A 13,362-nucleotide genomic window follows, 5' to 3' on the forward strand; every position below is an offset into this window, starting at 1 on the left:
CTGGTGGGGGGTCAGCCGTGTTTCAGCTGCGGTTCAGCTGCGGAACGTGTCGTTCAGGACGAGCTGCCCGGAGGCGGGGACGGTCGCGGTGCGGTCGGCGCCGGACTCCCAGGTGACGTTCCCGGCGGCGTCCTTGCGGACGTACTTGTACGCGAAGGTCGTCCCGGCGGGCAGGGAGAGCGTCAGCTTCCAGACCGGGTAGGCGGCCGGGTCGAGCTTGGGGGCCGAGGCCGGGGACCAGTTGCCGAGTGCGGCGAGGTTCCCGGTGACGTGGATGTTCTGGCCGACGACGGTGGTCGCGGTGGCCTGGAAGGAGGTGCCGGTGGAGGCGGGCGGCGGGGTGGTGGTGCCGCAGCTCTTGGCGTTGACGTGCAGGGCGAGCGCGGTGTTGGCGCCCAGGGTGGCCGTGAACCGTCCCGAACCGTCGACCGTGACGGGGTTGTTCGACTGCACGTCGCAGTAGGTGCCGGCGGGCAGGGAGGTCTGGTAGGTGCGGGTGAGCGCCGAGGACTCGTGGTTGAGGGCCACGTACGCCTTGGAGCCGCGGCCGAACGCGATCGCGTTGTTGCCGTTGTCCCACCAGTTCGTGACGGCCTGGCCGCGCGCGGTGTTGCGGAAGGCGACCATGGAGGAGATCTCGCGCCAGGCGTGCTGGCACTTCCAGCCGTCGCTGTAACAGGCGTTCACCTGGCCGCCGTTGGGCGGGCCCGCGTCCTTGTCGGTCCACTCGTAGCCGGAGTGGACGTCCGGGGAGCCGTAGGGCCAGGCGAGCATGAAGACGGAGGCGAGGGTGTAGTTCGCGCCGTCCTTGTAGGACAGGGTGTCGCCGACGCGCTCGGTGTCGTGGTTGTCGACGAAGACGCCGGACTGGCCGGAGGGCATGTGACCCCAGGCCTCGCCGAAGTTCTTGAGGTACGCGAGCTTCTCGTTCTGCAGGACGCGCTTGAGGTCGCGGGCGTAGCGGAACTCCTGCACGTCGCCGCTGCCGAGGTACTCGCTCGGGGAGACGGCCTCGCCGGCGCCGTGGATGGCCTCGTGCTTCCAGTACGCGCCGGGGTTGGTGAGCCGCGACTTGATGTTCGCGAGGTCGGCGGCCGGCATGTGCTTGGCGGCGTCGATGCGGAAGCCGTCGACGCCGAGGGAGAGCAGGTCGTTGAGGTAGCCGGCTATCTTCCCGCGGACGTAGTCCTCGCCGGTGTCCAGGTCGGGGAGCTTGACCAGCTCGCAGTTCTGGACGTTGGCCCGGTCCTGGTAGTTCGTGATCTCGGCCCGGCAGTCGTCCATGTCGGCGCCGGAGTAGAGGCCCGGGTAGTCGTACTTGGAGAACGGGGTCCCGCCCGTTCCCGTGCCCGACCCGTTCGCCATGTGGTTGATGACGGAGTCCACGACGACCTTCACGCCCGCCGCGTGACAGGTGTCGATCATGTTCTTGAAGGCGGTGCGGTCCCCGAGGCGGCCGGCGATCTTGTAGCTGACCGGCTGGTACGAGGTCCACCACTGGCCGCCCTGCACGTGCTCCTGGGGCGGGGAGACCTGGACGTAGCCGTATCCGGCGGGTCCGAGGCGGTCGGTGCACTCCCGGGCGACCGAGGAGAACTTCCACTCGAACATCACCGCGGTGACGTCCTTCTCGCCGGGCGGTGCGGCCTGGACGGGACTGTTCCCCGTGACGGCCACAGCGGCTCCCGCCACGAGGGCGAGTGCAGCGGCCACGGTCTTTCTGGCCATGTTTCCTCCTGCTGACTTCACTGTCGCAAGAAGTTGCCGAAAAAATCAGCAACTGTTTTCAGCCGTGACCGTATGAGCGCCCCGACGCCCGGTCAACCCTCCGGACACCGCAACGCAATTTGTTACGAAAGGACTTGCGGTCCCGCGGCGTCCGAGGCGTCCCGCGCGGGCGCCTGCGCGGTCGAGCCGCGCACCACCAGCTCCGGCTGGAACACGAACTCGGTGCGCTGGACGGGGTTGCCCTCGATCTCCTCCAGGAGCGCGCCCACGGCGGCCGTCGCCATGGCCTGCACGGGCTGGCGGACGGTGGAGAGCGGCGGGCTGGTGAAGGCGATGAGGGGCGAGTCGTCGAAGCCGACGACGGAGACGTCCCCGGGCACGTCGAGGCCCCGGGCGCGGACCGCGCGGATCACGCCGAGCGCCATCAGGTCGGAGCCGCAGACGATGCCGGTGCAGCCCTCGCGGAGCAGGATGTCGGCGGCCGCGTGGCCGCCCTCGACGCCGAAGAGCGTGGGCCTGATGAACCGTTCGGCGTCCGCGCGCTCGACGCCGAGCAGCTCGTACAGCTCGGCGGTGAAGCCCTCGGCCTTGCGGCGGGAGGGGACGTAGCGGGTGGGGCCGATGGCAAGGCCGATGCGCTCGTGGCCCAGCTCGACCAGGTGCCGCACGGCCATGCGGGCGGCGGCCCGGTCGTCCGGGGAGACGAAGTTGGCGTCGACGTGCTCGTTGTAGCCGTTGATGAGGACGAACGGCACGCCCCGGGCGGCGAGCCGGGCGTAGCGGGCCGGGTCGGCGGTGGCGTCCGCGTGGAGCCCGGAGAGGAAGACGATGCCGGAGACCCCGCGCTCCACGAGCTGTTCGACCAGCTCGTCCTCGGTGGCGCCGCCGGGCATCTGGGTGCAGAGCACCGGGGTGTAGCCGTGCCCGGCGAGGACCTGCTCGACGACCTGCGCGAACGCCGGGAAGATCGGGTTGGTCAGCTCGGGCACGACGAGCCCGACGAGGCCCGCGCTGCGCCGTTTGAGGCGTACGGGGCGCTCGTAGCCGAGCACGTCGAGCGCCGCGAGCACCTTGTGCCGGGTCGCGCCGGCCACCCCCGCCTTGCCGTTGAGGACGCGGCTGACGGTGGCCTCGCTCACCCCGGACTGGGCGGCGATGTCCGCGAGCCGCGGGGCGCCCGTTCCGGCGCCCCGCGGCAGGGGGATCGTCACACCGCCCACCAGACGGTGGTGTCGGCGGGCAGCTCCACCGTGTCCGCGCCGGGGGCGACGGGCTCGTTGGAGAGGAGGAACCGGCCGGGCAGCGGGACGGAGATGGCCCGGCCGGTGGTGTTGGCGGTGCAGACGAAGCCGTCGCGGCGGAAGGCGAGGACGCCCTCGGGGGCCTCCAGCCAGGCGACGTCCTCGCCCGCGCCGAGCCCGGTCTGTGTCCGGCGCACGGCGAGCGCGCTGCGGTACAGCTCCAGGGTGGAGCCGGGGTCGCCGGTCTGCGCCTCGACGCTGAGCGCGCCCCAGGTCGCGGGCTGCGGCAGCCAGGAGCCGCCCGCGCCGAAGCCGTACGAGGTGCCCCCGGCGGTCCACGGGATCGGGACGCGGCAGCCGTCGCGGAAGCCGTCCTGGCCGCTGGCCCGCCAGAAGGACGGGTCCTGGCGGACCTCGTCGGGCAGGTCGGTGACGTCGGGCAGGCCGAGCTCCTCGCCCTGGTAGACGTAGGCCGAGCCGGGCAGGGCCAGCATCAGGAGGGTGGCGGCGCGGGCCCGGCGCAGGCCGAGTTCGCGGTCGCCGGCCTCGCGGAGCTGGGTGCCGAGGCCCGCCGGGTTGGCGAAGCGGGTGGCGTGCCGGGTGACGTCGTGGTTGGAGAGCACCCAGGTGGTGGGGGCGCCGACCGGGCGCATCGCGTCGAGCGAGGCGTCGATGACGGTGCGGAGCTCGGTGGCGTCCCAGTGGGTGCCCAGGTACTGGAAGTTGAAGGCCTGGTGCATCTCGTCGGGGCGCACGTAGTTCGCGGTGCGGTCGACGGTGGGGGTCCAGGCCTCGGCGACGAGGACGCGCTCGCCGTCGTACTCGGCGAGGACCTTGCGCCAGGAGCGGTAGATCTCGTGGACGCCGTCCTGGTCGAAGAAGGGCATGACGTCGTTGCCGAGCAGCTTCAGCTGGTCGTGGGCGCCGATGTCGGGCAGGCCCGCGGCCTTGACGAGGCCGTGGGCGACGTCGACGCGGAAGCCGTCGACGCCCATGTCGAGCCAGAAGCGCAGGATGGAGCGGAACTCGTCGCGGACGGCCGGGTGCTCCCAGTTGAAGTCGGGCTGCTCCGGGGCGAAGAGGTGCAGGTACCAGTCGCCGGGGGTGCCGTCCGGGTTCTCGGTGCGGGTCCAGGCCGGGCCGCCGAAGATGGACTCCCAGTCGTTGGGCGGCAGCGCGCCGTCCGCGCCCTTGCCGGGGCGGAAGTGGTAGCGCTCGCGCAGCGGCGAGCCGGGGCCCTCGCGCAGGGCCCGCTGGAACCACTCGTGCTGGTCGGAGGAGTGGTTGGGGACGAGGTCGACGATGATCCGCAGGCCCAGGGCGTGGGCCTCGCGGATCACCGCGTCGGCGTCGTGCAGGGAGCCGAACATCGGGTCGATGGCCCGGTAGTCGGCGACGTCGTAGCCGGCGTCGGCCTGCGGGGAGGCGTAGAACGGCGAGAGCCAGACGGCGTCGACGCCCAGGTCCTTGAGGTACGGCAGCCGGCTGCGGACGCCCTCCAGGTCACCCATGCCGTCGCCGTTTCCGTCGGCGAAGCTGCGCGGGTAGACCTGGTAGATCACGGCGTCTCTCCACCAGCCCGTGTGCGTTCCGGTGGTGGGGACGTCGGCCGGGGCGGCGAGATGCTGGGTCATGTCTTCCCTGGGAGGTAAGGAGGGGCGTGCGAAGGCGGTGGTCGGGCTCAGCCCTTGACGGCTCCGGCGGACATGCCGGTGACCAGGTGCCGCTGGGCGAAGAGGAACACCAGCGCCGCGGGGATGGCGATGAGCACGGAGGCCGCGGACATCGGGCCCCACTGGGCGCCGTACTGGTTGACGAACTTCTGCAGTCCGCCCGCGAGGGTGAGGTTCTCGTCGCCGACCATGAAGGCGGAGGCGTAGGCGACCTCGCCCCACGCGGTGATGAAGGAGTAGAACGCGGTGACGGCGATGCCCGGCTTGGCGAGCGGCAGGATCAGCCGCCAGAAGGTGCCGAAGGGGGTGAGGCCGTCGACGTAGCCGGACTCGTCTATCTCGCGCGGGATGGTGTCGAAGAAGCCCTTCATCATCCAGGCGCAGAACGGGACGGCGATGGTCAGGTACGTGATGACCAGGCCGGCCGGCTGGTTGAGCAGGCCCATCGACGACATGATGTTGTAGATCGGCACGATCAGGACGGCGACCGGGAACATCTGGGTGATGAGCAGCGTCCACATCAGGCCGCGCTTGCCGGGGAAGCGGAAGCGGCTGACGGCGTAGCCGGTGGTGGCGGAGATGAAGACGCCGACGACGGTGGTGAGTCCGGCGATGAGCAGCGAGTTGCCGAACCAGGTGAGGAACGGGGTGTCCCTCAGGAGGTTCGTGTAGTTCTCGAACGTCGTCTCTTTGAAGAAGTCCGTGGTGATGGCGTACTTCGCGGGCTTCAGCGAGGTCAGCAGCACCCAGAGGACCGGGAAGACGGCGATCACGGAGGCCGCGATCAGCGTCAGGTGCAGCGCGGCCGAGGACAGCGGCGAACGGCGTCCGCGGATCGGCGCGTTGGTCGCGGCCCGGGGGGTGGGGGTCGTGGTGGTCACCAGACTTCTCCCTGCTTGCGGAGGACTCGGCGGTAGACCGCGGCGAAGAGCATCAGGAGGATCAGGATGAGCACGCCCCAGGTCGACGACTGGGCGAAGTCGCGCGGACTGACCTCGAAGGAGAACTTGTAGGCCTGGGTGACGAGGATCTGGGTGGCCTCGCCGGGCCCGCCCCGGGTGAGCAGGAAGATCACCGGGAACATGTTGAAGGTCCAGATGGTGGAGAGCAGGATCACCGTCGTGGAGACCGAGCTGAGGCCGGGCATGGTGATGTTGCGGAACCGCTGCCAGGCGTTGGCGCCGTCCATCTCGGCGGCCTCGTACAGCTCGCCGGGGATGGACTGGAGGCCGCCGAGGAGGGCGACCATCATGAACGGGACGCCGAGCCAGACGTTGGTCGCGATGACCGAGAGCTTGGCCCAGGTGGGGTCGTTCAGCCACGGCACGGCGTCGATGCCGCCGCCCGCGAGGATCTTGTTGAGGAGGCCGTTGTCCTGGTTGTAGAGGAAGCGCCAGGCGAAGACGGAGACGAAGCCGGGCACGGCCCAGGGCAGGATGAGCAGCAGCCGGTAGAAGGAGCGGCCGGCGATCTTCCGGTTCAGGATGTTGGCGAGGGCCAGGCCGAGGGCGAAGGTCAGCGAGACGCAGGCCACCGTCCAGACCAGGGTCCAGCCGAGGGTGGAGAGGAACTGGCTGCCGGTGAGGGCGTCGGCGTAGTTGTCCAGGCCGACGAACTCGTAGGTGGCCGGGATCTCGTTGACGCCGATCGACCGCGCGACGTTGCGCTCGTTGGCGTCCGTCAGCGACAGGTAGATGCCGCGGACCAGCGGATAGCCGATGATCACGGCGATCACGACGATCACCGGGGCGACCATCGCCCAGGCGTACCAGTGGGTGGAGAGGGAGCGCTTCTCGGCTCTCCTGCGCTTGCCAGTTCCGCGGCTCCGGCCGCGGGCGACGCTGTCGCCCGCGGCCTTCGCCACCGACTGGCTGGGAGTGTCCACAGCCATCAGCCGGTCTGCCTTCCTGTTACTTCCAGTCCTTGAGGAGCTTGCGGTAGGCGTCGCCGGACGCCTTGGCTCCCGCTTCCGGGGTGGTCTGGCCGGTCAGGACCTTGGTGTACTCGGTGACGAGCGGCGCGAAGAGGCTGCCGGTCTCCGGGATCCAGGGGCGCTCGACGGCCTTCTGGACGACCGGCTTGAAGAAGGAGATCATCTCGTTGGTCGCCACGTCCGGCTTGATGTAGACGGACTCGCGGGTCGGCAGGAGGCTGAGCTCCTTCGCGATCGTGGTCTGCGTCTCGACCGAGGTCATGTACTCGGCGAAGGCGTAGGAGGCGTCCAGGTTCTTGGAGCCCGCGTAGACGGCGAGGTTGTGGCCGCCCTGCGGGGCACCCTGGCCGCCGGAGCCGGCCGGGACCGGGGCGATGCCCAGGTTGGCCTTGTCCGTGAACTCCTTGCCGGCGTAGGTGTCGGCGACGGCCCACGGGCCGTTGATCATCATGGCGACCTTGCCTTCCTTGAAGGCGGTCTGCATGTTGTTCCAGCCGTCGGTCGCGTCGGTCTTGGCCGCGCCGGAGTCCACCAGGTCCTTGACGACCTTGAAGGCCTTCACGCCGGCCGGGTTGTCGACGGTGACGGTCTTCTTCTCGGCGTCGACCAGGTCGCCGCCCTCGCCGTAGAGGAAGGAGAGGAACCAGTAGGCGTCGTCGCCGCGCAGGTAGAGGCCGGGCTTGCCGGTCTTCTGCTTGATCTTGGCGGAGGCGGTCTTCAGCTCGTCGATGGTCTTGGGGACCTCGACGCCGGCCTCCTTGAAGATCTTCTTGTTGTAGAAGATGCCCATGGAGTCGATGACCTGGGGGACGGCGTAGGTCTTGCCCTTGTACTTGGTGGAGGCGGCGGCCTGCTCCAGGAAGTCGTCGGCGTCCTTGAGGGCCGGGGTGCCGTCCAGCGGCGCCAGGTAGCCGAGGTCCGCGAACTCGGGGGTCCAGGCGACCTCGGAGCGGATGACGTCGGGCGCGCCGGAGCCGGACTGCGCGGCGTTCTTGAACTTGTTCTGCGCCTCGCCGAACGGCACGTTCACGTACTTGACGGTGACCTTGGGGTGCTTCTTCTTGAAGTCCTCGGCGGCCTTCTTGAAGACCTTGTCCTCGGAGCCGACCGTGGAGGTGTCCCACCAGGTCACGGTGCCGGAGAGCTCGCCCGAGCCCTTCGAGCCGCCGTTGTCGGAACCGCTGTCGCTCCCGCACGCCGCCAGGGTCACGCCCAGGGCCGCGACCAGCGCGGTGGCCGCTATGCCACGCCGCATGTGAACTCCTTCAACTGATCCCGGGGGGACGAGGGGCTGGAACCTTCCTCATGCGACCGCTCCCTCGCGGCGCTCCGGGTTGGCAGGAACGTAACAGGGATGAAAACGAGCCGAAAGACCTTGCGGGATTTTTCTGCAAGAGCCGGGGATCGTTACATCCGCGTGTCCCTAAGGTTGCCGACGGGTCGCTTGACAGGGCCGGGAGTGCGCCCTTTCGCACCTCGCGCGCCCGTGACGCGCCCCCGGCACGCCCCGCAAGAACTGCAAGACCTTGCAGAAGGACGCCTCCCGGCCACGGCGGACGGGGTGCGCCGGGGCGGTGGGCAATACGCCCCGTGACCGGTACAGTCCACTCCCATGACCGCGCGGCTCTCCGACATCGCAGCCCAGGCGGGGGTCAGTGAGGCCACAGTCAGCCGCGTGCTCAACGGAAAGCCCGGCGTGGCCACCGCCACCCGCGAATCCGTCCTCGCCGCGCTCGACGTGCTCGGCTACGAGCGGCCCGTGCGCCTGCGGCAGCGCAGCGCGGGACTCGTCGGCCTCATCACCCCCGAGCTGGACAACCCGATCTTCCCCGCCCTGGCGCAGGTCATCGGACAGGCCCTGACCCGGCAGGGGTACACGCCGGTCCTCGCCACCCAGACCCCCGGCGGGTCCACCGAGGACGAGCTCACCGACATGCTGGTGGAGCGCGGCGTCGCCGGCATCATCTTCGTCTCGGGGCTGCACGCCGACACCACGGCCGACATGACCCGCTACGACCAGCTGCGCGGCAAGGGCGTCCCGTACGTCCTCCTCAACGGCTTCTCGCCCAAGGTGCGGGCGCCCTTCGTGTCGCCCGACGACCGGGCGGCGATGCGGCTCGCGGTGACGCACCTGGCCGCGCTCGGGCACACCCGGATCGGGCTCGCCGTCGGGCCGAAGCGGTTCGTGCCGGTGCTGCGCAAGATAGAGGGCTTCCAGAAGGGCATGGAGGAGCGGCTCGGCCTCGCCCCGGAGGAGTCCGAGGAGCTGATCCAGCACTCCCTCTACACCCTGGAGGGCGGCCAGGCGGCGGCGGGCGCGCTGATCTCCCGGGGCTGCACGGCGGTCGTCTGCGCGAGCGACATGATGGCGCTCGGCGCGATCCGGGCGGCCCGGCAGCAGGGGCTCGACGTGCCGAGGGACGTCTCCGTCGTCGGCTTCGACGACTCCCCCCTCATAGCGTTCACCGATCCGCCGCTGACCACCATCCGGCAGCCGGTGCAGGCGATGGGGCAGGCCGCGGTCCGCGCGCTCCTCGAAGAGGTGGGGGGCACCCCGGCCCCGCACTCCGAATTCGTCTTCATGCCCGAGCTGGTGGTCCGGGGCTCGACCGCCTCCGCGCCGTCGGCCGTGAGGCCTCCTTCCTGAGGCTGACCGGGTGCGCACCGGACCCGACCTTGGGATGATCGGTCGGGGGCGGCCATCTGGCAGACTCTCTCCCCATGGGTGAAACGACCGTGAAGAGTTTGGACGACCGGACGACCCCGTCGTCACCCATCGCGGCCGGCGGCAGGTTGTCGCGGCTGCGCACGCACGTGCCCCGGCGGCCCACGATCTGGTTCGAGATCCTGCTGATCGCGGTGAGCTACTGGACGTACTCGCTCATCCGCAACGCGGTGCCGGAGCAGAAGGCCCAGGCGCTCAGGAACGCGGACTGGATCTGGCGGGCCGAGGAGTCCGTCGGGCTCGCCTTCGAGCACACCGTCAACCACGCCGTGAACTCGGTGACGTGGCTGATCGTGGCGATGAACTACTACTACGCGACGCTGCACTTCGTCGTGACCATCGGTGTGCTCGTGTGGCTGTACCGGTGGCAGCCGGGCCGTTACGCGGCGTTCCGCACGGTCCTGTTCGCCACCACCGGCGTCGCCCTGGTCGGCTACTACCTGTATCCGCTCGCGCCGCCCCGGCTGATGAACGGACAGGACTTCATCGACACGGTCCTGGTCCACCACACCTGGGGCTCGATGGCCTCGGGCAACCTCAAGCACGTGTCGAACCAGTACGCGGCGATGCCCTCGATGCACATCGGCTGGTCGCTCTGGTGCGGGATCACGATCTTCCTGCTGGCGAAGGCGCCCTGGGCGCGGATCCTGGGCCTGCTCTACCCGACGGCGACCCTCGTCGTCATCGTGGCCACCGCGAACCACTTCTGGCTGGACGCGGTCGGCGGCATGATCTGCCTGGCCTTCGGCTTCGCCGTCTCGTACTTCTGGTACGGCTCCCGGCCGCACCGGCTGCCGAAGCTGGTCGAGCCGGTGGAGCCGGCGGGCGTGGTCGCGCACGGCGGCCCGGCCCCGGAGACGGGACCGGACCGCGAGAGCGACGCGGAACGGCCGGTCGACTCCCGCCGGTAGGCGGGCCCTCCCTCAGTTCCCCCGGTACGTGATCCGGCCGCCGGCGACGGCGAGCCGGACCGGGGCATCGGCGGTCTCGTCCGCCGGGGCCTCCACCGGGTCCACGCCGAAGGCGGTGAGGTCGGCCCGGAAGCCCGGGGCGATCCGGCCCGCGACCGCCTCCTCCCCCGCAGCGAGCGCCGCGTGCGTGGTCATCCCCTCCAGGGCCATCGGGCCCGTGAGCCCGTGCCGGGCCGAGGCCGCGCCGCGCGGGGCGCGGGCGGTGGCGAGGACCTGCCGGGCGTCGTAGGGGGCGATGGGCCAGTCGGAGCCGAGCGCGAGGTGCGCCCCGGCGTCCCGCAGGTCGCGGCAGCGCCAGGCGCGCCCGGCCCGCTCCTCCCCCAGCCGTACGGACCACTCGTCGGTGTGGTCGGCGCGGGTGTACGCGGTGTGCGGGGGCTGCATCGAGGCGACGACGCCGAGCGCGGCGAAGCGCCCGAGCTGGTCGTCGGGGACGGTCTCGATGTGCTCGATCCGGTGCCGGGGGCCGCCCGCGCCGAGGCCTTCGACGGTGTCGAGGACGTGGCGGACGGCGGCGTCGCCGATGGCGTGGGTGGCGGTGCCGACCCCGGCGCGGTGCAGGTGGGCCACGGCGGCGGAGTACGCGGCCGGGTCGGGCCAGAAGGCGTCGGTGCCCCGGCCGTGGCAGTCGGCGTGCTCCAGCCAGGCGGTGCCGCCCTCGACGGTGCCGTCCATGAAGAACTTCACCCCGCCGATCCGCCACAGCCGCCCGGCCCGCTCCTGGAGCCGTACGAAGGCGTCGAGCTCCTCGGTGGTGACGCCCGGCATGCACCAGGGGGCGAGGCGCAGGCGGAGCGGCAGGTCGCCGTCCTCCTCGATCGCGGCGAGCAGGCCGGGGACGTCGTGTCCGCCGAGGTCCATGACGTGGGCGGAGGTGAGTCCGGTGGCGGCCATGCCGGTGAGCAGGGCGACGAGCCGGTCGCGCCGCTCGGCGTACGGCATGACGGGCATGACCGGGGCCACCAGGTCCATGGCGGCGTGCTCGATCAGGTGTCCGGTGGGGCGCCCGTCGGGACCGCAGACGACCTCGGCGTGCTGGGCGAAGGTCCGGGGCCCGTCGATGCCGGCGGCCCTCAGGGCGGCGGCGCTGACGAGGGCGGAGTGCCCGTCGTAGAGGCGCAGGTGGGCGGGGGCGCCGTCGAGGGCGTCCTCGATCAGGTCGTGGTGGACGGGCCGGCCGCCGAAGGCGTTGTGGTCGAGGCCGAAGCCGAGGACCCAGCCGTCGCGGCGCTCGGCAGTCTGGAGCGCGGCCCGCAGCCCTTCCAGGTCGGTGACGGCCGAGAGGTCGGTTCCGGCGGTCATCTCCAGGCCCCAGACGGGGTGGCTGTGGGAGTCGGTGAGGCCGGGGGTGAGGGTGGCGCCGGCCAGGTCGACGGTCTCGGTGCCGGGTCCGGCCCAGGCGCGGGCGTCGGCGTCGGTGCCGAGGGCGGTGATCAGTCCGTCGCGGACGGCGACAGCGGTGTGGCCGGTGGGTTCGGGGGCGCGGACGCGGGCGCCGACGAGGACGAGGTCGGGTGCGGACACGGGATTTCTCCAGGTGCGGTCTGTGCGGTCTGTGCGGAGGGTGTGGCGGGTTCGGCGGGTTCGGCGGCGAAGCGGGCGTAGACCTCGGGGCGGGTGCGGCGCAGCCGGTACGCGAGGAGGAGCCCGAGGAGGAAGACGGCGGGGGTGGCGGAGAGCAGGACCGTGTTGACGGCGGGCGAGGCCCCGGTGAAGAGGTGGACGTGCCCGACGACGAGGGCGATCGCCCCGGCGAGCAGGACGAAGGCGGTGACGGGGGCGACGACCGTGCGCAGGACGCCCTCGTCGTGCCGTATCCGGCGGAAGAAGAACGGCACGGCGAGCGCGGCGAGGAGCTGGAGGAGCATCAGGCCCAGCATCCCGGGGGTGTTCACCCAGAGCAGGAGCTGCTGGTACGGGTCGGCGCCGGCGAGCGCGAAGCCGAGGACGACGACGGCGCCGAGCACGGTCTGGGCGGCCCCGGCGACGTACGGGGAGCGGTGGCGGGGGTGGATGCGGCCGAGGGCCTCCGGCAGGACGCCCTCCTCGGCGAGGGCGAGGGTGTAGCGGTTGATGGCGTTGTGGAAGGCGAGCAGGGAGGCCAGGACGCTGGTGACGATGAGGACGTGCATCAGGTCGGCGGCCCAGGCTCCGACGTAGGTGGTGATGGCGGCGAAGAAGAGGCCGCCGGGGTCGTCGGCGGCGGCCTTGACGACCTCGTCCTCGCCGAAGGCCTGGATGACGGTCCAGACGACGAAGGCGTAGAAGAGGCCGAGGAAGGCGACCGCGATGTAGGTGGCGCGCGGGACGGTGCGGGCCGGATCCCGGGCCTCGCGCCGGTAGATGACGGTGGACTCGAAGCCGGTGAAGGCGGCGAAGGCGAAGGCCAGGACGGCGGCGGTGCCGCCGGTGAGGACGTGGGCGGGGGCGAGGCCGCCGAGGGAGAGTCCGTGGGCCCCGCCGTCGAGGAGGACGCCTGCGGCGAGGAGCACGAGGATGCCGGTCTCGGCGACGAGGAGGACGCCGAGGACCTTGGCGCCGAAGTCGATGGAGCGGTAGCCGCCGTACCAGATGAGGAGCAGGCCGGCGAGGGAGACGGGCAGCCAGGGGACGTCGTGGCCGAGGGCGGCGGCGGTGTCCGAGGTGGCGGAGCCGAGGAGCCCGTACACCCCGATCTCCATGCCGTTGTAGCCGAGCATGGCGACGAGGGCGGCGGCGATGCCGAGGGGGGTGCCGAGGCCGCGCGCGATGTACGCGTAGAAGGCGCCGGCGCTGCGGACGTGGCGGCTCATGGTGGTGAAGCCGACGGCGAAGACGGTGAGGGTGAGGCCGGCCAGGAGGTAGCCGACGGGGGCGCCGGTGCCGCCGAGCAGGATGGCGACGGGGGCGACGCCGGCCATGACGGTGAGGGGGGCGGCGGCGGAGACCACGAAGAACGAGATGTCGGCGGTGGTGAGGGTGCCGGTTCTCAGTCCCGGGGGCGCGTCGGGGGCGGGTGCGGACATGGCTGGGGAGGGCCTTCCGGTGGCGGTGGCAGGGGTGTCGGGATGTCCGGCCGGACGTAAACCTAAAGGCTTTCGGTTCGCGCAAT

The 13,362-nt window shown here is 71.3% G+C and carries 10 protein-coding genes; 2 read left to right on the top strand and 8 right to left on the bottom strand.

Translation table 11 applies throughout. The annotated features are described in order from the left end of the window. Positions 1 to 33: 33 nt before the first annotated feature. The 6 genes from ACIQD7_RS13330 to ACIQD7_RS13355 form a co-directional block, all read right to left on the bottom strand. A complete protein-coding gene (locus tag ACIQD7_RS13330) occupies positions 34 to 1,728 on the bottom strand; it encodes a carbohydrate-binding module family 20 domain-containing protein (RefSeq protein ID WP_402441644.1) in 1,695 nt (564 codons plus the stop codon). A 122-nt stretch (positions 1,729 to 1,850) separates the two neighbouring features. Beyond that, the gene (locus ACIQD7_RS13335) at positions 1,851 to 2,948 is read right to left on the bottom strand and encodes a LacI family DNA-binding transcriptional regulator (RefSeq protein WP_402441646.1); all 1,098 of its coding nucleotides are present in this window, start codon (positions 2,946 to 2,948) and stop codon (positions 1,851 to 1,853) included. Next, positions 2,936 to 4,603, bottom strand: a complete 1,668-nt coding sequence (locus ACIQD7_RS13340; RefSeq protein WP_402441647.1) for a glycoside hydrolase family 13 protein — start codon at positions 4,601 to 4,603, stop codon at positions 2,936 to 2,938. The genes ACIQD7_RS13335 and ACIQD7_RS13340 overlap by 13 nt, the downstream gene beginning before the upstream one ends. A gap of 47 nt (positions 4,604 to 4,650) precedes the next feature. Then, positions 4,651 to 5,526, bottom strand: a complete 876-nt coding sequence (locus tag ACIQD7_RS13345) for a sugar ABC transporter permease (RefSeq protein ID WP_202528624.1) — start codon at positions 5,524 to 5,526, stop codon at positions 4,651 to 4,653. Then, positions 5,520 to 6,533, bottom strand: coding sequence for a carbohydrate ABC transporter permease (locus ACIQD7_RS13350; RefSeq protein WP_402441648.1), 1,014 nt, complete (start codon positions 6,531 to 6,533; stop codon positions 5,520 to 5,522). The genes ACIQD7_RS13345 and ACIQD7_RS13350 overlap by 7 nt, the downstream gene beginning before the upstream one ends. Positions 6,534 to 6,552: 19 nt before the next feature. Next, a complete protein-coding gene (locus ACIQD7_RS13355; protein ID WP_402441649.1) occupies positions 6,553 to 7,830 on the bottom strand; it encodes an extracellular solute-binding protein in 1,278 nt (425 codons plus the stop codon). 357 nt (positions 7,831 to 8,187) lie between these two features. Here ACIQD7_RS13355 and ACIQD7_RS13360 point away from each other — a divergent pair, with 357 nt between their 5' ends. Both ACIQD7_RS13360 and ACIQD7_RS13365 read left to right on the top strand, forming a co-directional pair. Then, complete coding sequence (locus ACIQD7_RS13360) at positions 8,188 to 9,222, top strand: LacI family DNA-binding transcriptional regulator (RefSeq protein WP_121829968.1); 1,035 nt, start codon at positions 8,188 to 8,190, stop codon at positions 9,220 to 9,222. Between the two features lie 74 nt (positions 9,223 to 9,296). Continuing rightward, positions 9,297 to 10,211, top strand: coding sequence for a phosphatase PAP2 family protein (locus ACIQD7_RS13365; RefSeq protein ID WP_121829969.1), 915 nt, complete (start codon positions 9,297 to 9,299; stop codon positions 10,209 to 10,211). Positions 10,212 to 10,223: 12 nt separating this feature from the next. On the opposite strand, the gene ACIQD7_RS13370 is transcribed toward ACIQD7_RS13365, so the two are convergent. Both ACIQD7_RS13370 and ACIQD7_RS13375 read right to left on the bottom strand, forming a co-directional pair. Beyond that, on the bottom strand, positions 10,224 to 11,795 hold the full coding sequence (locus ACIQD7_RS13370; protein ID WP_402441651.1) for an amidohydrolase: 1,572 nt from the start codon (positions 11,793 to 11,795) through the stop codon (positions 10,224 to 10,226). Further along, complete coding sequence (locus ACIQD7_RS13375) at positions 11,705 to 13,276, bottom strand: APC family permease (protein WP_402441652.1); 1,572 nt, start codon at positions 13,274 to 13,276, stop codon at positions 11,705 to 11,707. Before ACIQD7_RS13375 ends, ACIQD7_RS13370 begins: the two co-directional genes overlap by 91 nt. Between the last annotated feature and the right edge of the window lie 86 nt (positions 13,277 to 13,362).

It is taken from the genome of Streptomyces sp. NPDC093071 (genome assembly GCF_044754545.1).
Taxonomy (GTDB): domain Bacteria; phylum Actinomycetota; class Actinomycetes; order Streptomycetales; family Streptomycetaceae; genus Streptomyces.